The following is a 25,429-nucleotide window of genomic DNA, read 5'->3' as shown; positions in this document are numbered from 1 at the left end:
CCCGAAGATCCTGTTATTGGCTCTGTATAAAAGCTAATACCAAATCTGCGGATTGTTTTCATCTGGTCTGCTTCTAAATGATCATTCGTTTACAACCGTGTATTTCTAGAATATTTCCAAAAAGGAGTGATGACTATGGGCGCTATCGATATGCCTTCTCTGATCCTGCTTGTAATGGCGGGACTTGGCATTGTCGGGAAAAACACTACTGTTACAATCGCTATGCTCGTGCTGCTGCTGATTCGCGTACTTGGATGGAATCAGGCTTTTCCGTGGCTGGAAAAATACGGACTGACCATTGGTATCATTATTCTGACTATCGGGGTTATGACTCCACTCGCAAGTGGCAAAATCTCTATGGATACGATCCTGACTTCCTTTGTAAGCTGGAAATCACTCCTTGCTATCGGTATCGGACTATTCGTTGCCTATCTGGGTGGCCGGGGTACAATCCTTATGACCAATCAGCCAACTGTAGTCGCCGGACTGCTGATCGGAACACTGATCGGAGTTGCCTTTTTCAAGGGAGTGCCAGTCGGTCCATTGATTGCCGCAGGCTTGCTGTCCTTATTAATCGGTAAATCCTGACTGATCTGCAGAGACTCTATTTTGAGGGATACGATATTTTTGCAAGTTCGCATTTATTGTAACGGGCAGGATATGGTATACTGCCAATACAGCTTTGACATTCAAGGCTGACAACCATGTGTACACGTATGCATCGCCAGGAGGATTATATCCATGCCCCAAGCTTTTGTCATAGAAGCGATTATGATCGCAATCTACGGTCAATTACTTCATCCGGATAAGCCGGTCAACTATATTGTTCCCTACACATCCATTATGGAGCTGTATGAATTTGCGGAGAGCCAGGAACCGCTGATGAACGATTCGGTGGAAGAACGTGAAGTCCGCGAGCGCATCAAGGCGCTGATTGATTATCTGGAAGAGCCATTGAACAAAAAGAAAATCCAGCGTTGTCTGCAGATGCCTTGGGCAGTGAGTTCATCTATTCTGTTCACCGATCATGTGCAGCTATCGGTGGTTAATGCGATGGATAATGCCTATTACGGTGAATCCTTCGATCCGATCGAGACCGAGTTGATTCTGTCTGCCCTGCGCAAAGAAGTGCCTCTGCTGACAGATCAATTTGAGATGATCCACCGGATGATCGAAGCCAAAATACCTGTTCAGGTCTATGATATTGAAGACTTCTCTTATGCACTGGAAGGCACTTCTACAGTCTAGACAACAAAAGTCCCTGTTATCTTTGTGATAACAGGGACTTTTGTTGTTTTCATATGAGATAAAAATAATATTCAAGATTCCGGAATGTAGGCGTAACGGATATCATCTTCATTATCCATATATTCTACATTGAGCTTGTATCCGTTGAGGTACCATAGATCCTGAGCTTCCATATAAAATTGGATACCTTCTGTCTTCTGTTCCAGTCCTGGACTGATCGGTGGCTCCACGGAAATACCGAGCGAGAATCCTGGATGGATATCGCTATTGCTGCTGTAACGGGCATAAAAGCGTAGCGCATCTCCCTCTTGTAAATCCAATTCCTTTTTATACCAGCGTGCGGCTTCATCCGATACGGCGATACTCATTATTTATTCCACCTTTCATTAAGTTTGCATCCATACAAATAAACGATCATGCGAACATTATTCAAAGTAATTGTTATTCCTGCACGACTGCTGCCTCATAATCATTACCCTGACTCTTTCCGTATTATAACATGTTACACGTATACACGGTCATGTGCAGATGGTAAATCATTTATGAATTTGGTTCTCTTTGATGATTTCTATTTTCTTTTTTCTATTATGTAAACTTTGTTGACTTTATTCGACAAGAAAACATTCATATTCAGCAAATTTTTAAGTAAATTGCAAGTTTTACGTTGACATGCTCAAAAATGCAGTGATACAATCAGACACAGGCGAAGGATAATTAGAATTTATTACCATCTGCCACTACATTATGAAGAAAGGGTGAATTCCATGCGTAAACTCACGATTGTACATAACCAGGGCTATGCCAGCGATCTGACTACACAACTAAAAAATGGAACAACCCGGCAGGTGGGCACCTTTTGAGGTAATGAATTTCTATCCATTACACTTGAGAAGTATCCATAACAGTTATCATTACTGCACCGGTTGTTCGCAACCGTGCGTCATATGACATTTACAAGGAGACATGTTATGTGCATTTGCACATACGTGTCTCCTTTTTTGTGGCTTCTTCTCTGGTCCAGACAACATGAGCGTTAATTTCGCTGTAGATTTTCAGTTTGATTAGCTAGATCCTATTATGCATATAAGGTATGCATCGGAAAGGTAGTGATGGCATGTTCGCTGTTTTAAAAAATCTGGGCTGGTTTTTCCACCGGGAACGTAAGCGTTATATTATCGGTATTCTAATGCTTGCGGGTGTCGGAGTACTGGAGCTGATTCCGCCCAAACTGCTGGGAGATGCCATTGATCGGATTTCCAGTGGCTCAATTACCTATCAGTCATTGATTTACTATTCATCGGCTATTGTAGGCACATTGATTGTTATTTATGGAGTTACTTATGTATGGATGCATAGTCTATTCGGTGGCTCGAACTTGGTTGAACGGCTGCTGCGGACCCGTTTTATGGCACATCTGCTACGTATGACTCCACCATTTTTTGAACGGAGCCGCACAGGTGATCTGATGGCACGGGCGACCAATGATCTTCGTTCAGTTGCAATGACAGTCGGATTCGGTATGCTGACATTGACTGATTCCACCGTTTACCTGTTGACTGTATTGCTGGCGATGGGCATTCTGATTAGCTGGAAACTGACACTCGCTGCCATTTTGCCACTTCCATTTATTGCTATTTCCATGGCTATTTACGGCAAGGTAGTACATGCACGGTATACACTGGCACAGGATGCTTTTGGTGATATGAATGATCAGGTTCTGGAATCAATCGCTGGTGTACGTGTTATCCGTGCTTATGTACAGGAACGCCAGGATGAGAAACGGTTTGAGCGTATTACCAATGACGTTTATCGCAAAAATCTCGCTGTAGCGATGGTAGATGGATTATTCGAACCGACGATTCGTCTGTTTGTCGGACTTAGTTATATTATCGGTCTTGGATTCGGTATCTATCTGGTGTTCCACAATGAGCTGACACTCGGTGATCTGGTTTCATTTAATATTTATCTCGGGATGATGATCTGGCCGATGTTTGCTATTGGTGAATTAATCAATATTATGCAGCGTGGTAATGCGTCTCTCGATCGGGTAAATGAGACGCTAGCTGTCCAGCCGGATGTTCAGGATATTCCTTCACCGGTAGTAGTTAAGCATCCGCAAATGATTGAATTTAATGATATTACATTCTGCTACCCTACCTCTACTGTAGATAATCTTCAGCATGTCTCGCTTAAGATTCGTGCCGGAGAGACACTCGGCGTAGTCGGACGTACAGGCAGCGGCAAGTCTACTCTGCTCAAGCAGCTACTGCATGAATACCCGGCTGGCAGCGGTGAGCTGTCCATCAGTGGTGTACCGATTCAGGATATTGCCAAAGATCAGCTGCACAGCTGGCTGGGTTATGTTCCGCAGGAACAAATTCTGTTCTCCCGGAGTGTACGCAATAATATTCGCTTTGGTAAATCAGATGCCAGTGACGAAGAAATTATGAATGCTATTCATACAGCAGCCTTTGATACGGATCTGCACACATTCCCGGATGGTCTGGAGACCATTGTCGGTGAACGTGGTGTAGCCCTGTCAGGCGGTCAGAAACAGCGTGTCTCCCTGGCTCGTGCCTTTATCGCCGAACCCGAGATTCTGATTCTGGATGATGCACTTTCGGCTGTCGATGCGCGTACCGAAGCACGCATTATAGAAAATATCCGTACCAAACGTACAGGCAAAACAACGCTAATCGCGACACATCGTCTGTCTGCTATAGAACACGCCGATCATATTGTGGTTCTGGATCGGGGCAAAATTATTGAAGAGGGAACCCATACCGAGCTTCTCAAAGCAGGTGGCTGGTACCGTGAGCAGTCCGAACGGCAGCAGGTGGCGAATTCCCTGGATGGGGAGGTGTCTTAATTGGAGACACAAGATTATGAACAGCCGATGACAAAGCTGGATAACAAAACGATTACCAAACGGCTGTACCGCTATGCACTGCGAGCCAAAAAGACGTTTATCGTCGCATTAATCATGCTGGTGATTGGTGTAGGCGCCGAACTGGCCGGCCCTTTTATCGCCAAAAATATTATTGATAATCATATGTTTGCGATTGAGCAGCCGTTTTATGAGACGACTGCCGGTGAACATACCGCCGAATATAACGGCAAATATTATAAACGTGAAGGTTTCTGGGCAGTCGGTGAAGCTCGTGGTACCGAAGCTCATGTCGTGCAAAGTGGTCCTACCTTCTACTTTATTGAAGGTCCGATGGACAATACCGCCGGTGAGAAAAGTTATGCCGACGGTACGCTGACTATACGTGATGCACAGGGCCATGAAGCTTTCTATCCGGCAGTTCCGCTATCTGCTGGAGAGCTATTCGGCTTCTACCAACCAGAGCTGCCGAGTATTTACAAATTGATCGGTCTTTACTTTATCTTCTTGCTAATTACCATTATTACGGAATTCGGCAAAACTTACTGGCTGCAATCATCAGCCAACAAGGTTATTCAAGAGTTGCGTCTTGATCTGTATGCTCATATTCAGCGGCTGCCAGTACCTTTTTTCGATAATTTGCCTGCAGGTAAAGTCGTATCCCGCGTAACCAATGATACCGAAGCAGTCAAAGATCTGTTTGTAGCGGTATTATCCAACTTTAGCTCTGGTGCTGTCTATATGCTCGGTGTCTATGTAGCCATGTTCATTCTGGACTTCCGGCTGGGACTGATCTGTCTGTTCCTGGTTCCACTGCTGATCGGCTGGATCTATCTGTATCGCCGGGTAGCGACCAAGTATAATACGGTAATCCGTTCCCGGCTGAGCGAGATCAACGCGATCATCAATGAATCCATTCAGGGAATGTCGATCATTCGTATTTTCCGCAAACAAAAGCAAACCCAGGAAGAGTTCGAGCAGCTGAATAATGACTATTTGTTCTATCAGAACAAAATGCTGCGTCTCAACTCCCTGACGTCTCATAATCTGGTCAATGTACTGCGTAATCTGACATTTGCCTTGGTACTATGGTATTTTGGTTCGGCAGCACTTGGCGGATTGGATAGTGCGATCTCGCTTGGTGTGCTGTATGCCTTTGTCGATGTACTGGGTCGCCTGTTCCAACCAATGACCGGTATCGTCAATCAGCTGGCTTCGCTGGATCTGTCCATGGTATCCGCCGGACGCGTATTTGAGCTGATGGATGAAAAAGGCGAGCAGGTCACTGATGGCTCTATGCCACGCTACAAAGGAAATGTTCAGTTCAAAAATGTTACTTTTGCCTATAAAGTGACTCCCGTTCTAAAAGATATCAATTTCGAAGCCAAACAGGGTCAGACGATTGCTCTCGTTGGTCATACCGGCTCAGGGAAAAGCTCCATTATCAATCTGCTGTTCCGGTTCTATGATCCCCAACAGGGAACCATTACGATCGATGGACAAAATGTACGTGATCTGCCCAAACAGTGGATACGGCAGCATATGGGTATCGTTTTGCAGGACCCTTATCTGTTCACTGGTACGATTGCTTCCAATGTCAGTCTTGATAATGAGAAGATCAGCCGTGAACGGGTAGAACGTGCACTATGCAAAGTTGGAGCTGACAAGATCCTATCCGATCTGCCCAAGGGCTTTGATGAACCTGTCGTAGAAAAAGGAAGCACACTGTCTGCCGGACAACGTCAGCTGATCTCCTTTGCCCGTGCGCTCGCTTATGATCCAGCGATCCTGATCCTGGATGAAGCTACCGCCAATATTGATACCGAGACCGAAGCGCTGATTCAATCCGCACTGGAGGTTCTCAAAAAAGGCCGTACCACCTTTATCGTCGCCCATCGTCTGTCTACGATTCGCAGTGCCGACCAGATTCTCGTATTGCACCGCGGAGAGATTGTGGAACGAGGTTCGCATGATGAACTGATGGAGATTGATGGACGATATCGTCAGATGTATCATATGCAGACAGGCAGCAGTTCCAGCAGTATTCCGGAGAATGGATTACGTCCTGCAAAGGATGAAGATCCTGTTCCTGCAGGATTGGCTGGTCGTACTATTTAATCTCATAAGTGTGATGGAACAATTATGTAACGTTTTATTTACCAGAATATAGCACCCTAGTTACGTGTAATAGACTGGCTGCTGTTCATCCAACTTAGATGATATACAAAAAAGACCTGAGACCCCATGAGGGATTTCAGGTCTTTTCACTTTATGCAGATACCAACATACACACTAATAATAACAGGATTGCCATAGAGATCCGTCTATAACCACCACTGACTCTACAGCTTGCATCAACAGTCTGCCATTTGTTAGGAGCGTCAGGCAGTGAATACTTTGGTCTTTTGCAGCAATCGATTCGTCATCGTGCTGAGCTCCTCCGAAGAAGAAGAGATTTCTTCCATAATAGCTGTCTCTTCATGAGTAGCTGTGGAGATCTGTTTGGCTCCTTCATAGAAACGATCTGCCATTTCACGGATCGTGTTGACGTTCTGGTAGGTCAATTCGACCCGATCAGTCTGCTTGGAAATGGAGCCTTCCATCTGCTGCACCTCGGACATCAACTCATCGACCACGCCGGCAAATTGCTGCAGCGTCTCTTCTACTTGCATGGTATGCGTAGATTCCTGGCGTACAAGCTCATTCTGGCTGTGAATCAACTGCACGGTGTCATGAATCTGTGTCTGTACAGCACCGATCAGGGAGTGAATACGCTGCGCCGAATCATTACTTTGTTCGGCGAGCTTGCGAATCTCTGTAGCCACAACGGCAAACCCTGCTCCATGCTCACCCGCATGCGCTGCTTCTATTGAAGCATTTAGTGCCAGCAGATGAGTCTGCTCTGCCAGTCCTTTGACTGTACCGGTAACTGCCCCAATATCGGAAGCCTGATTATCCAGCAGACGAATCGTATTTTCTGCTTGGGCCTGGGATTCGGATAACGTACTCATGCCTTCTTTAAGCGAGGCAAAGATATGCTGGGTGGAATGCACAGACTTCTCCATCGTCCCTGATAGATTCATCATATGGGAAGACTTATCGCGCATCTCCTGAAAAGAACCAAGCATCTGCTCGGCTGTCTGCAGCGACGTCTCAGTAGACTTGCGCTGCTGCTGGACCCCTTTGTAGATTTCGTCAGCAATAGTAGACAGAGATTCGATCTGCTGGGTAGCTTCATTGATCGATCCCGTCAGATAATCGGCATTCTGTGATGTGGTACTTGTACTGTGCGCAATATCGTTAATGATATCCTTGATATTCGTTACCATCATGCGGAAAGCATCGTTGAGAACTTTGATCTCGTCTTCTTCACGTCGTTCTGGAATATCGACTGTCAGATCCCCTGCCGATACACGCTCTGCAGCGCGCGACAGATTAACAATCGGGCGGGTCAGCAGACGGGAAATAATATAACCAAGTATACCGCTCCAGGTAATGCCGAGCAGCAAAATAATCGATACATAGAGCCAATCGCTCATTGTTGATGCCAGAAACGACTTCAGATAAAAAATAAAGAAAGCGCTTGTACCGTAAGTAATAATAGAGACTGCAATAAAGCTTGCGACCAGCTTCGAACCCAGTGATAATTTCATACTGCACCCCATAGCTTCAGAATTTGAGTAATTATAAGTTGGAATAAATGCTGAATAGGCGAAAATTCAATCTATCTTGTAATTATTACCATATTCATTAAATACTTATTAATTTAAATTTTAGCAAAAAGATAAATTACTTGTTATGATAAAAGTCATAGACTCATACTTAAATCAAGGCCTAAAGAACTATTTTCATAGTGAATCTGCTTTTCCTTTTGTTAATATATATTCTAATCTGATGCTTTACGAAGTTGCCTGCTTGCTCTCTTCCTCTGCGGAAGCTATGCTAAGTATTATACCAATCCAGATCATGTATACAGGAACTCAAGTTAAAGGAGATGAAATTGCACATGGAACGCACCAGAATCTGGAGCGAGCGATTCAAATTATTTTTTCTGAACAATCGCTTTGTTATCTTTTTATTCGTACTACTACTCATTTCACTGAATATTTTTGTATTATCCAAAATCCCGTATGTGTTTACGCCGCTTATTGTACTTGTAAAGACTGTCATTTTGCCTATTATTCTCAGCGGCATTCTATTTTATTTGCTTAATCCCATCGTGAATTTGCTGGAGAAATACAAAATAAAACGCATTTATTCCATTATTATGCTATACATTCTTATTATCGGCATTCTGGTGCTGATTGTTAGTCTTGTAATTCCTGTGATTCAGAAGCAAATACAAGAACTCATTATCAGTATTCCAACGTTATACGACAAGACTGTATATCAGATTCAGTACTGGCTGGGCGGCGATGTGTTCCAACAGCTGCAACAATCTACCAACATTAATCCAAATGAACTGGCTCAGTCCCTGTCAGAACGCTGGGCAGCTATTGCCGGGAGCGGCGTGAGCGGATTTATCCATACATTCTCGGGGATTGGCGGTTTCCTCGGAACATTGACAGAAGTTATCGTCTCGATCGTGACCGTGCCATTTATTCTGTTTTATCTGCTCAAGGACGGCCATAACCTGCCTCGGTATATTCTGAAGTTCATTCCTGTAGGACTACGTGATCAGACATCTAAAGTCATGTCCGAAATGAATCATCAGATAAGCTCTTATATTCGTGGACAGATTATCGTCAGCTTCTGTATCGGTATTCTGCTGTATATTGGCTACAATATTATCGGCATGGATTACGCATTGATTCTGGCGGTTATCGCTTCCTTTACGAGTATTGTGCCTTATCTTGGTCCAGCTATCGCCATTACACCCGCATTGATTGTAGCGCTGGTCACTTCGCCTATCATGCTGCTCAAAATGGTCGCAGTCTGGACGATCGTGCAATTGATTGAAGGTAAACTGATTTCTCCGCAGATTATGGGTAAATCACTCAAAATTCATCCGATTACGATCATTTTCGTTATTTTGACATCAGGTAATCTGTTTGGTGTGATTGGTATCCTGCTGGCTGTACCTGGCTATGCTGTACTCAAAGTGCTGGTTACCCATCTATTCGACTGGCTCAAAGTAAGTTCCAATCTCTATGAGACCGACAAAGTTACCGAACCTACTGTAGAAGTAGATGTGAAAAAGTAGTATTCGTTCGACGTATCTTTGTTATTGATTTTACTTCTTTATCATTTTTGATACGTTTTCCATAACCAGGCTAATAGGTTTAAAAAAGAGAATCAATGAATTATACGTTCTATTCGTAATATGAGCATCACAAAAAACCTTGAGGAGCATAATGGCTCTTCAAGGTTTTTTTGTGATACTCACCATATTGGATTATCTCTATTTCTTTATCGACTGCTTCTTATTTGGCCAGTTCAGGTGTATAACCTGCTGGAATAATAGTTGCAGCGGTCCCTTCGGTAATCACCTGTGGATACATCATCCCCGGCTCTGGCTGTTGCAGGGAATAGCTGATGATTGCCCGCTTGTCGTCAGTCAGTTTAACATTATCAATCTTCAGATTGTAACCGGGATTTGGCAGTTCAACATGCAGCGTAACTTTTTGTTTGCCATCTGCTGTGCTGCTGATGCCCATTTCAGGAGTAGTCCCCATTTGTTCACCTTCCGATGGTTGTGGTGAAGTGCTAGTATCGTCACCCGATTGTAATTGCTTATGACGCTCTACCATTTCAACTGCACTGTATACCCAGGTAGCGGCATCCATACGTGTAATAGCTGCTTTGGGCTTGAACTCCTGCCCTACAGAACTACGTGGTATCACATTCATATTCACCAGATTCTGAATCGCATTGGAAGCTTCTTTGCTAATGCTTTTCTGGTCTTGGAAAACAACCATCATCATAGTCGCTGGATACTGTCCGGTCTTATCAATCGCCTGATGCAGCCAGATCGCGAACTGTTCACGGGTTACAGGCTCGGAAGCTTTGAGATTGGCCGGAATAGATAGACCATTGGCACGAGCAGCTGCTACGGCTTGTGTATACCATACTTGTCCGGAAGCAGTCTCGGGACCTTTCATATCAAATGCATTCACCAGCATCTGAATCGCCTGCGGCTGGGTCAACTGCTGATTGGGCTTGAACTGGGTAGCTGTCACCCCATTAATAATTCCTTTTTCCTGCAAAGAACTGACGATCGACTGGTTATTGGAACCTTGCACATCAGAGAATGCTGCTGCTGCAGCTACTCCACTGCCTGCAAGTGCACAGGATAATGCCAGCAATGCTGCTGCTTTCTTTTTCGAATTCCACATTGTAATCCCTCCATCATATAGATAATCAGGTTAATCTTTGATATACCGGGAAAACCTATTTTCCGGCGAACCTTCACTATCACAGACGCAGGGCAGGACCAAATGGTTGCGTACCTCTTCAAGTCTTACATTTGCTGTGGAGCTTTCATACCGAGCAATTCCATTAATCGAGCCAGATACTCTCCTGTCCGGCGGCTCAGTTCCAGGCGCTGTTCACGCCAGGCAGGCGAACCATCCAGAATACGATTATGACTATAAAATTGATTGAATAATCTCGCAGTCTGAAGTGCATATCTGGCCATGATCGATGGCTCATGCAGACGAACTGCCCGTTCCAGTTCACTGTCATAACTGGCAAGATGACAGAGCAGCTCCCAGGCACTATCCGTCCAACCGGATGGTTCTTCCACAACAGCTTCGGAGTCGACCTGATCCAGTGACGGATCTGTCACTGCATCTGCCGTCAGTTCGGGAGTCGGCGCATTTTGCGCAGCACGTCGCAGAATACTTTGAATCCGGGCATAGGCATACTGTACATAAGGTCCGGTCTCTCCTTCGAAGCTCACGGCTTCTTCCAGCGAGAAATCAATTTCATTTTGACGATTGTTTTTGAGATCATTAAAAATGATAGCACCTACGCCGACCTGCCGGGCAACTTCTTCCTTATTCGGCAAATCAGGATTTTTCTCCTCGATAATACGTGCTGCCTGCTGTACTGCCTCATCCAGCACTTCTTCCAGAAATACAACTTTCCCTTTGCGTGTAGACATTTTTTTGCCATTTACTTTCATCAGACCAAATGGCACATGTATGCAATCTTCTGCCCAATCAAAGCCCATTTTGCGCAGTACAGCAAACACCTGACGAAAATGCAGCGTCTGCTCTCCACCGACGACATATACGAGACGATCGCCCTCCATCACTTCCTTGCGGTAAATAGCTGTCGCCAGATCACGAGTCGGGTAGATAGTTGTACCATCGGATTTGATAATCAGGCAGGGAGGCATATCCTGCTCATCCAGACGAACTACCAAGGCTCCATCACTTTCTTCCAGCAGATTCAGCTCGCGCAGCCGATCCACGACTGCAGGCATTTTATCATTATAAAAGCTCTCGCCCAGTACAGCATCAAATTCCACACCAAGGCGCTCATACATCCGATCCAGTGAAGCCATACTCACATCTACAAAATAACGCCATAATTCCAGCGCCTGGGCGTCGCCATTCTCAAGCTTGCGGAACCAGTCCCGTGCTTCATCCTCCAGCTCCAGATGCTCTGCTGCCTCATCATGGAATTTGATGTATACACGAAGTGCTTCCCCGATCGGATTCTGCTCCATCTGTACCGGATCGCTCCACCGCAAATGCGCAGTAATCTGCTTACCAAACTGGGTTCCCCAGTCGCCAATATGATTGACACGTACCGGCTCATATCCGGCAGCATGATAGATGCGATATAGGGCGGCGCCGATCACCGTAGAACGCAGATGCCCGACTCCAAACGGCTTCGCGATATTGGGTGAGGACATATCGATAATAATACGTTGCCCTTTACCGGTCTGAAGCTGATAATGCTCCTCTTTACTAATCTGTTCCAGCAGTGTTGTGCTACACTGTGTACGATCCCAATGCATATTCATGTATGCGCCGGCAGCCGATACACGGATATGTGCATAGTCCGGCAGTTCACTGATCCGGCTACACAATTCGTCAGCGATCTGCTGCGGAGCGCGACGCCAGGATTTGGCCAGAGTAAAACATGGAAAAGCCAAATCTCCCATCGCCACCGATGGGGGCGTCTCCAGCAGCCGGGTCAGCTCGGTTGTATCGATATCGGTAACCTTTTGCAACATTTGTGAGGCTTCTTCCATAAACAATCCTACTGTACTCATCCTTTGTCCACTCCCTTTAATCTTGTACATATCAAAAAACTCCCGTCCCTCAAGCCAAAGCTTAAGAGACGAGAGCATCGATTGCTGTTCCCGCGGTACCACTCTTGGTACAATCGGCATCATACGGATAATTATCCATCAGATCCCAGATTGTCACTCGAATACGATAACGGTGTCGGACCGGATTCGCCTATGCACAGCATTTTGCTCTATGGCATACTGCTGCTTTGGGCGGATCATCTCACAGGTGCGCTTCGGCAAAGGCATTCTACCGGCTCCCACCATCCCGGCTCGCTTGAAGAATGTAGACTGTACCTACTCTCCTGTTCATAGACTTTTATGTAATTTGGTGAAATAACTATTCAGCATAATGATATGCAAGTTAGCAGTATTATATCGGGCAACCTGCAGACAAGCAACCTTTTTTTGCAATTCTTTTTTGAAAACCATTTTTGAATTTCAGATGGATTACCATTAGTTGATGACCCGCCAAAAGATACTTTTATTTTATCCAACTCTCCAATAGCTTGTTTGCCGTGTTGTTTCTCCACTTCATTTTCGATTGTATTTACTTGGCTTTTTACATACAAAAAGCTGCTATCTATGGGGATAGCAGCTTTTAATATTCAAATTATATACAAATATTGAGCTTCTGTCCTGTCTACTCTATCCAGTAAATCTCAAGACCAAGCGATTGGAATCAGAAGGAAAAAGAATCAATCTTCCGGTTGTATCATTGAGGTGTTGTCTCTCAGAAAACGCACACTCCTATGTAGACAACTCTGTTCATTTATACAGGAACTTTCATCTCCATCAGTTCTCTGCACATTTGAGCACAGCGACGGCATGCCTGCACACATTCCTGACAATGTGTCTGTGGATGCTTCTGACATTCGTCGATGCATGCTTCACAAGCTTTGGCACATACTTCGGCGATTTCGGCAGCGAAGATACTTCCCTGACTCAATGCCTGCGCTGTAAAGGAGCAGATCTCTGCACAATCCCGATTGATACGAATGCAATCACACAGCTTCTCCAGATCATATTCCTTGAGGTTGGAAATATAGGAAATATTGCAGGCATTCATTGCTTCTACACATGCCTCGATATACGAATGATATTGTTGTAGTGTTGACATAATAATAGCCTCCCGAGTAGTTCTATTTTGGTAAACGTGGTGTAAGCCAGCTTATTTAGGCGCCGTTGTCCGGCCTCAGCGTTTGGTTATTGAACTATTACCCCGGGACAGGCAAAATTGAAACGAAGGTATAATCAGGATTCCGCAGCTTGACGCTCCAGTGTCAGCAATTGTTCCTGTATTTGTTGCTTATCAAAGTATTCTCCAATAAATACGGCGACATCCGGGATGGGTTTTTGTGGTATGGTTTTCATAAAATCCATCTGGCGATAGGCATATTGGAATAAGAAACGGCTTGAAGTATCACTGAACGTCAGGATCCCTTTGGCACGATATACTTCGGTTGGCAGCTGCGCAATGATCTTTTCAAATTCTTCACTGTTGATCGGATTCTGGAAATGATGCGTATAGACCATTACATGTTCATGGGAATGATGCATATGCTGATGCCCATTATTCCCCTCTATTGTGTCATGATCTGTTGAATCTTCCGATTCTGAAGAATTGCATACTGCGCAGTTTTGTACATCATGTTCAGTGACAGTATCTGCACGCTGTTCACTGCTAAGCGAAGCACCTTCCTGCTCGTAATACGAACGATCCACCTCACAGCGTACAGCGACATGAACAGGAGCATACGCATTCCAGCCACGTACAATATGCTGTACCTGCTCCAGCTGCTCGGGACTAACCAGATCACTTTTGTTAAGAATAAGCAGGGATGCTGACCGAATCTGTTCCTGCATGAGTCGATACGTCTTGCCCTGTTGGTCTTGGTATAGCTGCCATAGATGGGCAGTATCCACTACTGTAATCAGATTGCGTAGCTCTAATGGATTATAGAGAGCAATCTCGGTAACCACATCGAGAATCTCAATAGGATTCGCAACACCGGAAGCTTCGATCACGATCATATCCGGCTGTTCATTCTGCATTAGATTATACAGTTCCAGTCCCAGATCCACCCGGTTCGAACAGCAGATACATCCGCTCAGCAGTTCAGCCATTGCTATATCCTGGTCCAGCATCATACCATCCAGATTCACATCACCAATCTCATTCATGATTACCGCTGGCGTCTGGCCTTCATCACGCCAGGTTTGCAGCATTTGCTGCAATAATGTCGTCTTACCGCTACCTAAAAATCCGGATAAAATATATACAGGTGTTGTCATCGTCAACCTCCATTAATTGGATAATAAGCTTATCCTTATACTCTGTTATATCCTTATCAAGGTAACTTATAGTCATCATGGGATACATTATTCTTGTTCTGCTATATATCAGCTGCCCTAATTAATCATAGGATGCAGTCTTGAAATAAACAGCTGATAAATATTATAAAGCAAATAACCTGCAATTGAATACATCTGCTTATTTTGTATCCAGAATGGGCTAGCTGAAAGATTGCTTCTCTTATGGATATTGGCAAAACCTATACAAATTCCGGACAATTGTACAACCATGCGGTAAACAGGTTGGATATGATAAAATAAAAGAGCTGTTTGGCAGCCAGTTTTTCCGTACTTATCTATCCATATATCCATTTCATAGGAGAATGTTATATGATCCAAATAAAGGAGCTGATCCACTTATGCGATCTGTAGATGAACACCGGGCAGAAGCCCCGGATACTGTTAAATGTATGGTAATCACCGTCTCCGATACACGTACTCCCGAGACGGATACAGGCGGTCAGTTACTTCAACATCTGCTGACAGAACACGGCTATCAGGTGGTGGATTACCGGATTGTCCAGGATGATTATCAGGAGATTCGTGAGCTGCTGCATAATCATGCCGAACGTGAAGAGGTTGAAGCGATTCTACTGACAGGCGGTACTGGTATTGCTCCGCGCGATGTAACCTATGAAGCAGTACAAAGCCTGCTAACCAAAGAGCTGCCGGGATTCGGCGAGATTTTCCGCTATTTGAGTTTTGCTGAGGATATCGGTTCCGCCGCTATTCTAAGCCGAGCCATTGCCGGAACCATAGGACGTACTGCCGTCTTCTCCATGCCAGGTTCACGCGGTGCGGTCAAACTCGCTATGGAGCGAATCATTTTGCCGGAACTGGGTCATGTGATGCGTGAGATTTACAAAAAGTAAATTGCACATTTCAAGCAATATAATCAGAATTATCAAGCAAATAAAGGATTGAATCACAAAAACAGATAAGAAAGCATGTATTCACTACCCGGTCATCGGAATGATTAGTGTTTATACCGATGATCGGGTAGCTGTACATCCACCTATCTGTTTTGTTATACATTATTAGCTTTGCTATTGTGATACGAATTGATCATTATGAACACCTGTACATTGTCCAAACAAAATGCACTAACGATATGGATATTCAGTGGAGAATCATATTATTAAGTCCTGCTATCATTGTATACAAATAATATTACGCTTCCGGTTGATTATGAATACGGATTAATTGTCTGCCTACTGCCTGACCTGCCAGTACGGTTGCCAGCGCCTGGGGAATCTCTTCCATATCGTATACAGTGACTCCCTGCTGCAGTGCCGTCTCGGGCTTCCAGTCTCCTGCCAGATGATTCCAGATACGCTGACGAATATCTACTGGACAAAATACCGAATCAATTCCGATTAATTGCACACCCCGCAGGATAAATGGAAATACACTGCTCTCAAATTTCACGCCTGCCGTATTACCGGATACAGCAACAACCCCACGATATTTAACCGTCTTGAGCCGTTCACCAAGTGCAGCTCCGCCGGTAGGATCAATAATTCCTGCCCAGGCTGTTTTACCAAGCGCTCCTTTGACAGGTTGTTCGGTATCCTGTCTTGCTACTACCTGGCTGGCTCCCAGCTTCTGCAGCCAATCGCTCTGCTCGGCCTTGCCACTGGAAGCATGCACTTCATAGCCTAACCGACTTAGAATAGATACAGCCATCGTCCCCACTCCACCGGTCGCACCGGTTACGAGGATAGGACCATCTTGCGGCTGTACGCCTCCTTGCACGAGAGCATCCACAGACATGGCAGCGGTAAACCCTGCTGTACCGATCATCATCGCTTCTTCTGCACTCAGGCCTGCTGGAAGCTTAACCAGCCACTCTGCAGGGACTCTGGCATATTCACTGTAACCGCCATAGTGGCTTACACCCAGCTTATAGCCGGTACACAGCACTTGGTCTCCAGGTTGGAATACGCTGTCCGAAGACTCCACGACTTCTCCCGACAGATCAATGCCCGGTACAAATGGATATTCATTCACGACTTTGCCATCCGCCCGACTGGCAAGTCCATCTTTATAGTTAACATCGGAATAGTCTACTTTGACTGTAACGGTTCCTTCTGGGAGCTGATCAGCAGTCAGCTGCTGGACCGAGCCTGTTACCTCTTCTCCTTGTTTCTCCAATACATATGCGCGAAATGTCTGTTCCATCCTGATCCATCCTCTCTGTTGTACTTATATCTACCAAGCAGTGTAGCTCATGTGCTGCTCTGTGCCTATAATCTTTCTCATATACCAGTATAGTTGCTTGATCCAGACGTCAATTATCTTGCTACAGAATCTGCTGTTATTGCAATATAATCTGTTAACGTACCGGAATTAGGAATTCGCAGAAATGCTTATCGAGCAGCAAGTAGCTGATTATATGAGTATGATGCATACGTACGCTCTTTGAGTACTTTAACCAAAATAGGTATCTCTAATACAAAATACAATTTGTTTCGCACAGTACTTCAATAAAGCTTCAATTGGGAAAATTGCCTTATACAGACATAGCTTTGCCATTGAACGCTGCTTTTTCTGCCCAGTCAGATCTTTTAATTAGAGGATGCAAGTGAACGATTATCATCATACTTCAAACAGAAAAACCTGCTCCTCTTTCGAGAAACAGGCTTTGTCAATAATCTGGATACGTGATTAAGGTAACAGCAAAAAATAGATAATGTACTACGAAGTGATGCATATGCCAGATCTTTTTTACGCTATCATCCGTTTGCATACCGAGTTATCCAGTAATAGGCATGATAGCTACTTGTCTGCTTCTGCTCAGGCTTCTTCCGGAGGTAGATGCTCGGCAATCAGTTTCTGTTTCATTTCCCACGCTTTGGGACTGATATTTACACGATAGATCTCCGGGTTCAGCTTGCGCAGATATTCCGGCCAGAACTGTTCCAGTTGAGAACGATGATACGCTCTGATTTCATCCAGAGATGGCAGCTCATAGACTTGCTTGCCCTCAACGAATACCGGTTCCAGCATCGGGATCGCTTGATAATCCGATACATATTTACGAATATAAGGATGCAGCGGGTTAAATAGCTTGAGGCGTTTGCCTTCACGCGGCTCATCCTCATTCGGGAAGCAGATATAATCGGCGATGGCCTTGCCGCTGCCAGTACTGATAATCCGGTATACATCTTTGCTGCCTGGTGTTGTTACTTTCTCGGGATTGGCCGAGATTTTGATCACCGGCTGCATTTTACCGTCAATATCACATTCTACCAACTTGTATACGCCGCCAAGTGACGGCTGATCCGAAGCTGTAATCAGCTGTGTCCCTACACCCCAGGTGTCAATTTGTGCGCCCTGTGCTTTGAGATCCAGAATTGTATTCTCATCCAGATCATTAGAAGCGACAATTTTGACATAGGAGAGCCCAGCATCATCCAGCATTTTACGCGCCTGGATCGACAGATAGGATAAGTCACCACTGTCGAGACGTATCGCACTCATTTTTTTGCCACGAGCTTCCAGCTCCTTGGCTGTTTTGATCGCATGAGGTACTCCACTGCCCAGTGTATCAAATGTATCCACCAGCAATGTTACGCCATCCGGCAGTGCAGCCGCATAACGATCAAAAGCTTCCTGTTCATTGCCGAAACTTTGTACCCAGGAGTGCGCATGCGTTCCTTTGGCAGGAATACCAAATTTGGCACCAGCCAATACATTGGATGTACCATGGAAGCCGGCAATATATGCTGCTCTCGCGCCCCAGATTGCCGCGTCAGCCTCCTGCGCTCGCCGTGTACCGAATTCCAGCAGAATATCATCTCCGGCCACCTGCTTGATGCGGGAAGCTTTGGTTGCGATCAGCGTTTGATAGTTCATAAAGTTCAGCAACGCCGTCTCAACAAGCTGTGCTTCCAGAATAGTTCCTTCTACTCGAATCAACGGCTCATCTGCGAAAACAATGGCTCCTTCTTTCATTGCAGATATGCTGCCATGAAAACGGAACTGACGCAGTTCATCCAGGAAACGAGTGTCATACTCTTCTTCCTGTTCTGCCAGAAATGCAATTTCATCTTCATGGAAAGTCAGATTATTGATATAGTTAACGATCCGCTCCAGACCGGCAAAAACGGCATATCCATTGCCAAACGGAAGCTTGCGGAAATAGGCTTCAAATACTGCCTTTTTCGTATGAGTTCCGTTAATCCAGTGCGCATACATCATATTGATCTGATATTTATCCGTATGTAAAGCAAGTCCCAGCTGTTTCATCAGTTCATTCACCTCATTTTTGTTATACCTGCCCTATTGCCCGATATGTGAATACTTGCACATATTGGGCAATAATCGGCATGATTAACTTTTAACCACATTTGCTCCAAGCGTACCTTTAAAATGTCCAAGTGCCCATTCATGACCGGCTGCATTGAAGCTTGCTACTGCATCTTCATGCACAGTGATCTGAAAACCGCGGTTATAGGCATCCACGGCCGTATGCAGGACGCAAATATCCGTACAGACACCAATCAGATGCAATTCGGTAATCTTTCGCTGACGCAGCTGCATTTCCAGATCCGTCCCTGCAAAAGCACTGTACCGCGTTTTGTCCATCCAATAGATCTGCTGTTGATGCTGCTCATACACCTGCTTGAGGCGTCCGTACAGATCGCGTCCTGTTGTTCCCCGAATATTGTGCGGTGGAAACAGAGAAGATTCAGGATGGTATGAATCATTCTCGTCATGCAGATCTACTGCCATGACTACCCATTCGCCCTCCCTCACGAACTGTTCCGTCAGCTCTACGATCTTTGGCTCTATATCAATACCCGGCTGTCCTACAGGCAGCTTGCCATCCACAAAATCATTTGTGTAATCAATTACAATCAAGGCTTTCATCAGATAGGCCTCCTTTGGGATTCAACCGGCTCATATACAGCACGGTGAGTGATCAGGAATAAATGGACAAACGCGGCATCAGACCGGTGAACCGGTACAGCTGAGCCGGACGCTGGGAATACTGGTTGGAGCTGAGCGGATTTCCCTGCTCATCACGAACCTCTTCAATAATCCCCTTACGGCTTCGTGTCGAAGTAATCTTACGAATAAAGTTCGGTTCTTCAAAATCAGGCACGACTGCTTTGATTACCTGATACAATTCGCTCAGCGTAAATTCTGGTGGCAGAAACTTCTTGGCTATTACTGTACTAAGCATCTGCTCCTGAATCCGGTGATAGGCATCCTGGATAATATCGCGATGGTCAAAACCCAGTTCCAGCTGCTCTAATGCTTCTTCAATGGTAAACAATCCCACTTCTTCTGCATCATCGGCAGCCTGGCGTTTTTCTAGAATTTCTTCTTCTACTAATGCAAAAAAGGCATGAGAGATAATCCAGCCGCGTGGATCTCGTCCAGGCTTGCTATACACACCCAGATATTCCAGATGACGCGCATCTGCATCGACACCGGTCTCTTCCTTGAGTTCGCGCTGGGCGGTCTCAAACAAAGATTCGGTATCTCTTGAGAATCCGCCAGGCAATGCCCATTTTCCGGCAAATGGCCAGGAACGGCGGCGGATTAGCATGACCTTGAGTTCCCGCAGTGGAAGCGTCTTGGTAAATGTTTTCCGTTCTTTTTTAGTCAGTGTAAACATAACAATATCGGCAGGCGCTCCATCGGGCGTACGGTACTTTTTGACATCGTACATATGCTGCTTGCTGTTATCGGTCATTTTCATCACCACTGTTCATTTTATCTTTTTGATAATATCATTATGACTCATTGTGGAAAGCAGGTCAACGTTTATTTGCTGATCCATTTTACTTCTGACGAGTTGCAATAAAAGTAGCTGTAGAAATAGCACCAGTCAGGCCATTGCCATCCTTCACTTCAGCCTGCAGCGTAACTGTGCGTCCGGCATGGTGAATAACGCGAGCTTCAGCCAGCAGGTCACCTTCGGTCATGGCCTGTACAAAATGTGTATTCATATTGGTAGTTACACAAGGCTGTCCATCCTGCAGTGCCATCGACATCATTCCCATCGCCTGATCCATCATGGACATCAGCACACCACCATGAACAATATGCATATGGTTCAGGTGACGTGACGTTGCTGTCAGTCCTATCGTAATATGATCCAGTTCACTTTTGATCAATCGGCAGCCAAGCAGCCCCCAGTACATCTGTTCACTTGCTTTTAATACTTCATCCCACTGTGTCATCGGGCGTTCCTCCTGTTAGTTCCATAGTGATTTTATCAACGCCCCATTATTGAAGCTGATATAAATGGATTTCACTGCTACATAGCAGTCTTGGTACTTGTTTTACATAAAATAATATTCTACAAAAGTAGCCCCATCTGAATGAGATCCACATATCGATCGTCTACGAGTAATGCATTTTTTTGAATCCCTTCCATACGAAAACCAAGTGAGCGATATAGATGAATGCCACGCTCGTTGGCAGATTGTACGGTTAGTTCAATACGATGCAGCTCCCGATCCTGTGCCCATTGCAACATGGTCTGGAATAATCGTCTTCCAATTCCACGGTTGGCATATTCCTGTAGTACGCCTATTACAACGTAAGCGCTATGTCGATTGCGGGACACTTTGCCGCCCATCGCTTCCAGATAGCCAATAATCTGCCCATCCCGTTCTGCCAGAAAAATATTGGAATTAGCGCTTCGAAGAGCATAACGAATCATATCCCTCTGCTCTGCTTCATTCATCATTCGCTCGCCTGGTTCCAGCAGCATATAGGTAGTCTGTTGATCCAGCCGCTTCTTCATGCGCAGCAACGGACCAGCGTCGCGAATCTGGGCAATACGTATCGATACACTCGCATGAAAATGAGACATGACTACCGGTCTCCGCTGCTTCACAGCATCCGGCCACACACGCTCCATCATGATTCGATCACAGCTGCAGACCTTATTCCCCACATGCTGCTGATCCAATCCGGCAAAATAATCCTGTTCCACTGCCACCATCCGGAATCCATGTTCTTGATAAAAAGCCAGCATATCTACACAGGAACTGCGAATACCTGCTGTCACTTTGCCGGCGTCCGCAGCTCTCAGGGCATCCAGTACTTCTATCAGCAGCTGACCGCCGATTTCTTGATGTGAATACTCCGGAGAGACCGCCATGTTCACAATCTCCCACTCTTCTGTACTTCGCTGGAGGATACCGCATATACCTATTATCCGGTTCTCATACTCTGCCAGCCACCAACGGCAGTACTCGGCATACCGTTCTACAGATCCATAAGCCCGATTACCTATTAAAAGAAGAGGAAGCGGCAATGGCTCGTCCGCTTGCCTGAGACGAATGGATAAAGCACCGCTAGAATAATTGGAGGATTCCATAATCAGGTCACTTCTTTCTGTGTAATGGATATACCTTTTATCAATACAATGGCGCAAAATGTCTAGTAGGGCTGGTCTGAACGAATAAAAAAGACGCGGCATAAGCTCCGCGTCTCAGGTAGTGTATTAATCGCCGCATGACGAAGGAGGTGAATCTTTGCCGCTCTCGACATTGATTTTCTCGGATACCGTATCATAGATCGCGGAGACTACCATTTGCAGCAGATCGTTAATTTCCACCTGGCTTTCCTGAAAATCGGATACCAGTGGTATATCATCCATCTCCTGCTGCAGAGCAGTTATTTCCGCTTCGATCTTGGCAACCATCTTTTCGTTGCGGAGCGATTCAAAAGCTACAATCTCTTTTTGTTTCTTTTTGATCGTCTTGATCAGATTCTGCACCCGTTCATGGGACTGAATCATTTGTTCTGCTTTTCGAAAATGAACAACCTCTTCACTTCCGCCAATCAGATCTGACAATTCACGGGTTTTGGCGATAATATCTTCACGAATATAGAGCCCGGAGGTGTCCATACCCGGTATATTTGAGACCGCTGAATCCTGTTCATGATGATGTTCGTGTTCCATCGGTTCAAGTCTCCTTTCCTGCCTGTCGATCAGCCGATAGCTGCAGGCTCGGCGACTAGCTCGCCTTTAATATAAAACGATTTGGAATCGGTAATCTGTACATGCACAAATTCGCCAATCAGGTCCTCTGAACCTTCAAAGTGAACAAGCTTGTTCGTACGGGTACGTCCTGCCAGCACCTGATCGTTATTTTTGCTGGCACCCTCTACAAGCACTTCTACAACCTGACCGAGGAACTTTTCACTGCCGATACGGCTGTATTCCTTGATCGTGCTGTTGAGACGCTGCAGACGTTCCTTTTTCACTTCCATCGGTACATTGTCTTCCATTCCGGCCGCTGGTGTGCCTTCACGAGGAGAATAGATAAATGTATAGGCAGAATCAAAGCCTACTTCACGTACCAGAGACAGCGTTTCTTCAAACTGTTCATCGGTCTCTCCCGGGAATCCAACAATAATATCGGTTGTCAGCACCGCATTCGGAATAGAGTTATAGATTTTGTGTGCCAGCTCCAGATAACGCTCACGCGTATATTTGCGGCTCATTCGTTTGAGCACTTCCGTACTGCCTGATTGAACCGGCAGATGAATATGCTCTACCAGATTACCACCCTGAGCCAGCACTTCAATCAGACGATCATCAAAATCGCGCGGGTGTGACGTAGTGAATCTCACACGTGGAATGTCGATTTTGGAAATATCCTCCATTAGATCGCCAAACGTATAATTCATGCCTTCCAGATCTTTGCCATAGGCATTAACGTTCTGGCCAAGCAGTGTAATTTCCTTGAATCCCTGACGGGCCAGCTCGCGTACTTCCGCAATAACATCCTGCGGCAGACGGCTGCGCTCTTTACCCCGGGTATATGGAACAATACAGTACGTACAGAATTTGTCGCAGCCATACATAATATTTACCCAGCCGCGCATACCCTGACGTTTTTTCGGCAGATTCTCGACGATATCGCCCTCTTTGGACCATACTTCGACGACCATTTCTTTGCTAAACAGTGCGCCCTGGACCAGCTGCGGCAGACGATGAATATTATGGGTACCGAAGATCATATCAACAAAATTATGCTTTTGCATAATCCGGTTGACTACACCTTCTTCCTGCGCCATGCATCCGCATACCCCCAGCAGCAAGCCCGGACGCTCCAGCTTAAGGGTTTTGAGGTGACCCAGTTCGCCAAATACACGATCTTCCGCATTTTCGCGAATGGCACAGGTATTCAGCAGAATGATATCCGCTTCTTCACGACTCTCGGTCGCCTGATAGCCCATTTGTTCCAGCATACCTTTGATCGTCTCCGAATCATGCTCGTTCATCTGACAGCCAAATGTATAGACCAGATAGTGTTTGCCCAGACCAATTTGTCGAAGCTCCTCGGGAACTGCATTTTCATACATGACCTGAGTCTCCTGCTTGCCGCGCTTTTTCTCTTCGCGCTGATTGGGCTCGGAAATAATATGAATCTCGCGTCCGCGAATGCGGATTTTTTTGCCATGTTCATCTTCGGAGATGACTTTGGCATCCGAGAAGTCGAAATATTGGGAATAATCTTTTGTTTGCTTTGACATGCTATGCTGTCACTCCCCCACCATGAACATTTCCTGAGTGTACAGGCAGTATGCTAAATGAAATGTTATCGCTCATTTAACACAGCCTGACTAATATCAAGGATGTTAATCGATTGTTGCAGACATAAACAAAAAAGCACTAACTGTAATTATAGCATGACCGTATCATTATAAAAAGCAAGGAATCATCCGTATGACCGGAGCAAGTTGCCCGTCTATAATGAACCCGGGGGCAGCTTGGCAATGAATGTCCTCAGTAGATCTGGTTTCCTACTGCTATACGGATTTTCGGTGACTTATCAGGATCTATAGCAGTAAGTACCTTCAGCAGGTTTAACTCTGACATGGCAATACATCCTTCTGTCGGTTTGTCTGCTGCACGCCAGATATGCATGAAAATGGCACTACCTTTACCGGGTAGAGCCGGATCGGTATTATAGTTGATCACCATGGCATGTTTGTATAATGGATTATTCAATCGTTCAAAAGAAGACCAACGATCATCAGGATTCCCTTCATAAGCAACCCAGCTGTTATAATCTGGAGACTTCGATGCATCAACCCAGTAGTCATCTGCACCTGCTGTCCGGTAATCGGTCTTCAGCCCGTCAGGTGGTAGAGAGCTGCTGCCAAAAGCCGTACCGAGTGTATACGTACCAATAGGAGTTTTCCCATCGCCTTCTTTTGTTTTACCAAGCCCATTTTGACCCAATACGACCGGGATCGGTCCGATTTGATGATGCCAGCCATCGGTCTGCTTCTCATATAGATACAGTCTGCCTGCCGTAGAGCTTTGACGGCTTGCGGTGACGATAATCATCTGTTCGCTACGCAGCTGATCCAGCTTTTGAAATAATCGACTTTCATTTAGAGGGGCTGAGGCGTCTGCCTGCCCTTGAACCGGTATATAACTCATCAGAATGGATAGCAGCAAGGTAACTTTGATACGATAATTCATCTACCCAACCTCCTGACTCTTCTATATGGTGTAACGATAATGTATATGTATTATAACAGCCGTATTTGATTTCATCTTACAAAAAGCCGAGTTATATTACTAGTCTGGAAATAAATCAGCGATTTTTCTTCAGCTGATAGAATTCAGAACCAGCGCTTTGCTTTTCTAATCCAAATTGTAAAAAAAGCAGCAGTTCATAAATAAACTGTACCCTTTGTAAAGG

The 25,429-nt window shown here is 45.4% G+C and carries 22 protein-coding genes and 1 other annotated feature; of the genes, 6 read left to right on the top strand and 16 right to left on the bottom strand.

Annotated features, from left to right (window positions below; genetic code table 11):
- The first annotated feature begins 144 nt into the window (after positions 1-144).
- Positions 145-588, top strand: coding sequence for a DUF441 domain-containing protein (locus tag H065_RS0120510; RefSeq protein ID WP_026136364.1), 444 nt, complete (start codon positions 145-147; stop codon positions 586-588).
- 153 nt (positions 589-741) lie between these two features.
- Positions 742-1,248, top strand: coding sequence for a hypothetical protein (locus H065_RS0120505; RefSeq protein WP_017814962.1), 507 nt, complete (start codon positions 742-744; stop codon positions 1,246-1,248).
- A gap of 71 nt (positions 1,249-1,319) precedes the next feature.
- Here the strand turns inward: H065_RS0120505 and H065_RS0120500 are convergent, their stop codons facing one another.
- A complete protein-coding gene (locus H065_RS0120500; RefSeq protein ID WP_017814961.1) occupies positions 1,320-1,616 on the bottom strand; it encodes a HesB/YadR/YfhF family protein in 297 nt (98 codons plus the stop codon).
- A gap of 746 nt (positions 1,617-2,362) precedes the next feature.
- On the opposite strand from H065_RS0120500, the gene H065_RS0120495 reads away from it, so the two are divergent.
- On the top strand, positions 2,363-4,117 hold the full coding sequence (locus tag H065_RS0120495; RefSeq protein WP_017814960.1) for an ABC transporter ATP-binding protein: 1,755 nt from the start codon (positions 2,363-2,365) through the stop codon (positions 4,115-4,117).
- A 27-nt stretch (positions 4,118-4,144) separates the two neighbouring features.
- A complete protein-coding gene (locus tag H065_RS0120490) occupies positions 4,145-6,253 on the top strand; it encodes an ABC transporter ATP-binding protein (RefSeq protein ID WP_051058748.1) in 2,109 nt (702 codons plus the stop codon).
- 263 nt (positions 6,254-6,516) lie between these two features.
- Here the strand turns inward: H065_RS0120490 and H065_RS0120485 are convergent, their stop codons facing one another.
- Entirely contained in the window at positions 6,517-7,788 is a 1,272-nt protein-coding gene (locus tag H065_RS0120485) for a methyl-accepting chemotaxis protein (protein WP_017814958.1), read from the bottom strand.
- A 353-nt stretch (positions 7,789-8,141) separates the two neighbouring features.
- Between H065_RS0120485 and H065_RS0120480 the strand changes: the two genes are divergently transcribed.
- A complete protein-coding gene (locus H065_RS0120480) occupies positions 8,142-9,338 on the top strand; it encodes an AI-2E family transporter (RefSeq protein WP_017814957.1) in 1,197 nt (398 codons plus the stop codon).
- Between the two features lie 220 nt (positions 9,339-9,558).
- Here the strand turns inward: H065_RS0120480 and H065_RS0120475 are convergent, their stop codons facing one another.
- From H065_RS0120475 to H065_RS28355, 5 genes are all read right to left on the bottom strand, one after another.
- Entirely contained in the window at positions 9,559-10,470 is a 912-nt protein-coding gene (locus tag H065_RS0120475; RefSeq protein WP_017814956.1) for an S-layer homology domain-containing protein, read from the bottom strand.
- 125 nt (positions 10,471-10,595) lie between these two features.
- Positions 10,596-12,362 (bottom strand): arginine--tRNA ligase, encoded by a 1,767-nt coding sequence (argS, locus tag H065_RS0120470; RefSeq protein WP_017814955.1) that lies wholly within the window; start codon positions 12,360-12,362, stop codon positions 10,596-10,598.
- 61 nt (positions 12,363-12,423) lie between these two features.
- Positions 12,424-12,702 (bottom strand) — a binding site (T-box leader).
- A gap of 450 nt (positions 12,703-13,152) precedes the next feature.
- Positions 13,153-13,500, bottom strand: a complete 348-nt coding sequence (locus H065_RS0120465) for a four-helix bundle copper-binding protein (protein WP_017814954.1) — start codon at positions 13,498-13,500, stop codon at positions 13,153-13,155.
- Positions 13,501-13,634: 134 nt separating this feature from the next.
- A complete protein-coding gene (locus tag H065_RS0120460; RefSeq protein WP_017814953.1) occupies positions 13,635-14,675 on the bottom strand; it encodes a CobW family GTP-binding protein in 1,041 nt (346 codons plus the stop codon).
- 117 nt (positions 14,676-14,792) lie between these two features.
- The gene (locus H065_RS28355; protein WP_238558003.1) at positions 14,793-15,074 is read right to left on the bottom strand and encodes a hypothetical protein; all 282 of its coding nucleotides are present in this window, start codon (positions 15,072-15,074) and stop codon (positions 14,793-14,795) included.
- Positions 15,075-15,094: 20 nt separating this feature from the next.
- On the opposite strand from H065_RS28355, the gene H065_RS0120455 reads away from it, so the two are divergent.
- On the top strand, positions 15,095-15,607 hold the full coding sequence (locus H065_RS0120455; protein ID WP_017814952.1) for a MogA/MoaB family molybdenum cofactor biosynthesis protein: 513 nt from the start codon (positions 15,095-15,097) through the stop codon (positions 15,605-15,607).
- Positions 15,608-15,905: 298 nt separating this feature from the next.
- Here H065_RS0120455 and H065_RS0120450 read toward each other — a convergent pair whose 3' ends face one another.
- From H065_RS0120450 to H065_RS26485, 9 genes are all read right to left on the bottom strand, one after another.
- Complete coding sequence (locus H065_RS0120450) at positions 15,906-16,916, bottom strand: acrylyl-CoA reductase family protein (protein WP_017814951.1); 1,011 nt, start codon at positions 16,914-16,916, stop codon at positions 15,906-15,908.
- 615 nt (positions 16,917-17,531) lie between these two features.
- Positions 17,532-18,986, bottom strand: a complete 1,455-nt coding sequence (locus H065_RS0120445; protein ID WP_017814950.1) for a nicotinate phosphoribosyltransferase — start codon at positions 18,984-18,986, stop codon at positions 17,532-17,534.
- An 84-nt stretch (positions 18,987-19,070) separates the two neighbouring features.
- Positions 19,071-19,610 (bottom strand): cysteine hydrolase family protein, encoded by a 540-nt coding sequence (locus H065_RS0120440; protein ID WP_017814949.1) that lies wholly within the window; start codon positions 19,608-19,610, stop codon positions 19,071-19,073.
- A 52-nt stretch (positions 19,611-19,662) separates the two neighbouring features.
- Positions 19,663-20,442 carry an NUDIX domain-containing protein gene (locus tag H065_RS0120435; RefSeq protein ID WP_017814948.1) on the bottom strand — a complete coding sequence of 260 codons (780 nt, stop codon included), beginning with the start codon at positions 20,440-20,442 and terminating at the stop codon, positions 19,663-19,665.
- An 88-nt stretch (positions 20,443-20,530) separates the two neighbouring features.
- A complete protein-coding gene (locus H065_RS0120430) occupies positions 20,531-20,932 on the bottom strand; it encodes a PaaI family thioesterase (protein ID WP_017814947.1) in 402 nt (133 codons plus the stop codon).
- Positions 20,933-21,051: 119 nt separating this feature from the next.
- Positions 21,052-22,080: a GNAT family N-acetyltransferase gene (locus tag H065_RS27490; RefSeq protein WP_193746793.1), complete on the bottom strand. Its 1,029-nt coding sequence runs from the start codon at positions 22,078-22,080 to the stop codon at positions 21,052-21,054.
- A gap of 126 nt (positions 22,081-22,206) precedes the next feature.
- Positions 22,207-22,614: a YlbF/YmcA family competence regulator gene (locus H065_RS0120420; protein ID WP_152425954.1), complete on the bottom strand. Its 408-nt coding sequence runs from the start codon at positions 22,612-22,614 to the stop codon at positions 22,207-22,209.
- Between the two features lie 83 nt (positions 22,615-22,697).
- Positions 22,698-24,248, bottom strand: a complete 1,551-nt coding sequence (gene miaB, locus H065_RS0120415) for a tRNA (N6-isopentenyl adenosine(37)-C2)-methylthiotransferase MiaB (RefSeq protein WP_017814944.1) — start codon at positions 24,246-24,248, stop codon at positions 22,698-22,700.
- Positions 24,249-24,501: 253 nt separating this feature from the next.
- Positions 24,502-25,206: a L,D-transpeptidase family protein gene (locus H065_RS26485; RefSeq protein WP_017814943.1), complete on the bottom strand. Its 705-nt coding sequence runs from the start codon at positions 25,204-25,206 to the stop codon at positions 24,502-24,504.
- Positions 25,207-25,429 lie beyond the last annotated feature (223 nt).

This window comes from Paenibacillus shenyangensis (assembly GCF_000346635.1).
Lineage (GTDB): Bacteria > Bacillota > Bacilli > Paenibacillales > Paenibacillaceae > Saccharibacillus > Saccharibacillus dauci.
The sequence above is the reverse complement of the archived record's forward strand: the minus strand, read 5'-3'. Positions and strand labels throughout refer to the sequence as shown.

What these genes read in the sequence shown, in the direction of transcription:
- H065_RS0120505 (WP_017814962.1), top strand. Translation starts at nt 742, where the DNA reads ATGCCCCAAGCTTTTGTCATAGAAGCGATTATGATCGCAATCTACGGT.
- H065_RS0120500 (WP_017814961.1), bottom strand. Translation starts at nt 1,616, where the DNA reads ATGAGTATCGCCGTATCGGATGAAGCCGCACGCTGGTATAAAAAGGAA.
- H065_RS0120495 (WP_017814960.1), top strand. Translation starts at nt 2,363, where the DNA reads ATGTTCGCTGTTTTAAAAAATCTGGGCTGGTTTTTCCACCGGGAACGT.
- H065_RS0120490 (WP_051058748.1), top strand. Translation starts at nt 4,145, where the DNA reads ATGACAAAGCTGGATAACAAAACGATTACCAAACGGCTGTACCGCTAT.
- H065_RS0120485 (WP_017814958.1), bottom strand. Translation starts at nt 7,788, where the DNA reads ATGAAATTATCACTGGGTTCGAAGCTGGTCGCAAGCTTTATTGCAGTC.
- H065_RS0120480 (WP_017814957.1), top strand. Translation starts at nt 8,142, where the DNA reads ATGGAACGCACCAGAATCTGGAGCGAGCGATTCAAATTATTTTTTCTG.
- H065_RS0120475 (WP_017814956.1), bottom strand. Translation starts at nt 10,470, where the DNA reads ATGTGGAATTCGAAAAAGAAAGCAGCAGCATTGCTGGCATTATCCTGT.
- argS (WP_017814955.1), bottom strand. Translation starts at nt 12,362, where the DNA reads ATGAGTACAGTAGGATTGTTTATGGAAGAAGCCTCACAAATGTTGCAA.
- H065_RS0120465 (WP_017814954.1), bottom strand. Translation starts at nt 13,500, where the DNA reads ATGTCAACACTACAACAATATCATTCGTATATCGAGGCATGTGTAGAA.
- H065_RS0120460 (WP_017814953.1), bottom strand. Translation starts at nt 14,675, where the DNA reads ATGACAACACCTGTATATATTTTATCCGGATTTTTAGGTAGCGGTAAG.
- H065_RS0120455 (WP_017814952.1), top strand. Translation starts at nt 15,095, where the DNA reads ATGCGATCTGTAGATGAACACCGGGCAGAAGCCCCGGATACTGTTAAA.
- H065_RS0120450 (WP_017814951.1), bottom strand. Translation starts at nt 16,916, where the DNA reads ATGGAACAGACATTTCGCGCATATGTATTGGAGAAACAAGGAGAAGAG.
- H065_RS0120445 (WP_017814950.1), bottom strand. Translation starts at nt 18,986, where the DNA reads ATGAAACAGCTGGGACTTGCTTTACATACGGATAAATATCAGATCAAT.
- H065_RS0120440 (WP_017814949.1), bottom strand. Translation starts at nt 19,610, where the DNA reads ATGAAAGCCTTGATTGTAATTGATTACACAAATGATTTTGTGGATGGC.
- H065_RS0120435 (WP_017814948.1), bottom strand. Translation starts at nt 20,442, where the DNA reads ATGACCGATAACAGCAAGCAGCATATGTACGATGTCAAAAAGTACCGT.
- H065_RS0120430 (WP_017814947.1), bottom strand. Translation starts at nt 20,932, where the DNA reads ATGACACAGTGGGATGAAGTATTAAAAGCAAGTGAACAGATGTACTGG.
- H065_RS27490 (WP_193746793.1), bottom strand. Translation starts at nt 22,080, where the DNA reads ATGGAATCCTCCAATTATTCTAGCGGTGCTTTATCCATTCGTCTCAGG.
- H065_RS0120420 (WP_152425954.1), bottom strand. Translation starts at nt 22,614, where the DNA reads ATGGACACCTCCGGGCTCTATATTCGTGAAGATATTATCGCCAAAACC.
- miaB (WP_017814944.1), bottom strand. Translation starts at nt 24,248, where the DNA reads ATGTCAAAGCAAACAAAAGATTATTCCCAATATTTCGACTTCTCGGAT.
- H065_RS26485 (WP_017814943.1), bottom strand. Translation starts at nt 25,206, where the DNA reads ATGAATTATCGTATCAAAGTTACCTTGCTGCTATCCATTCTGATGAGT.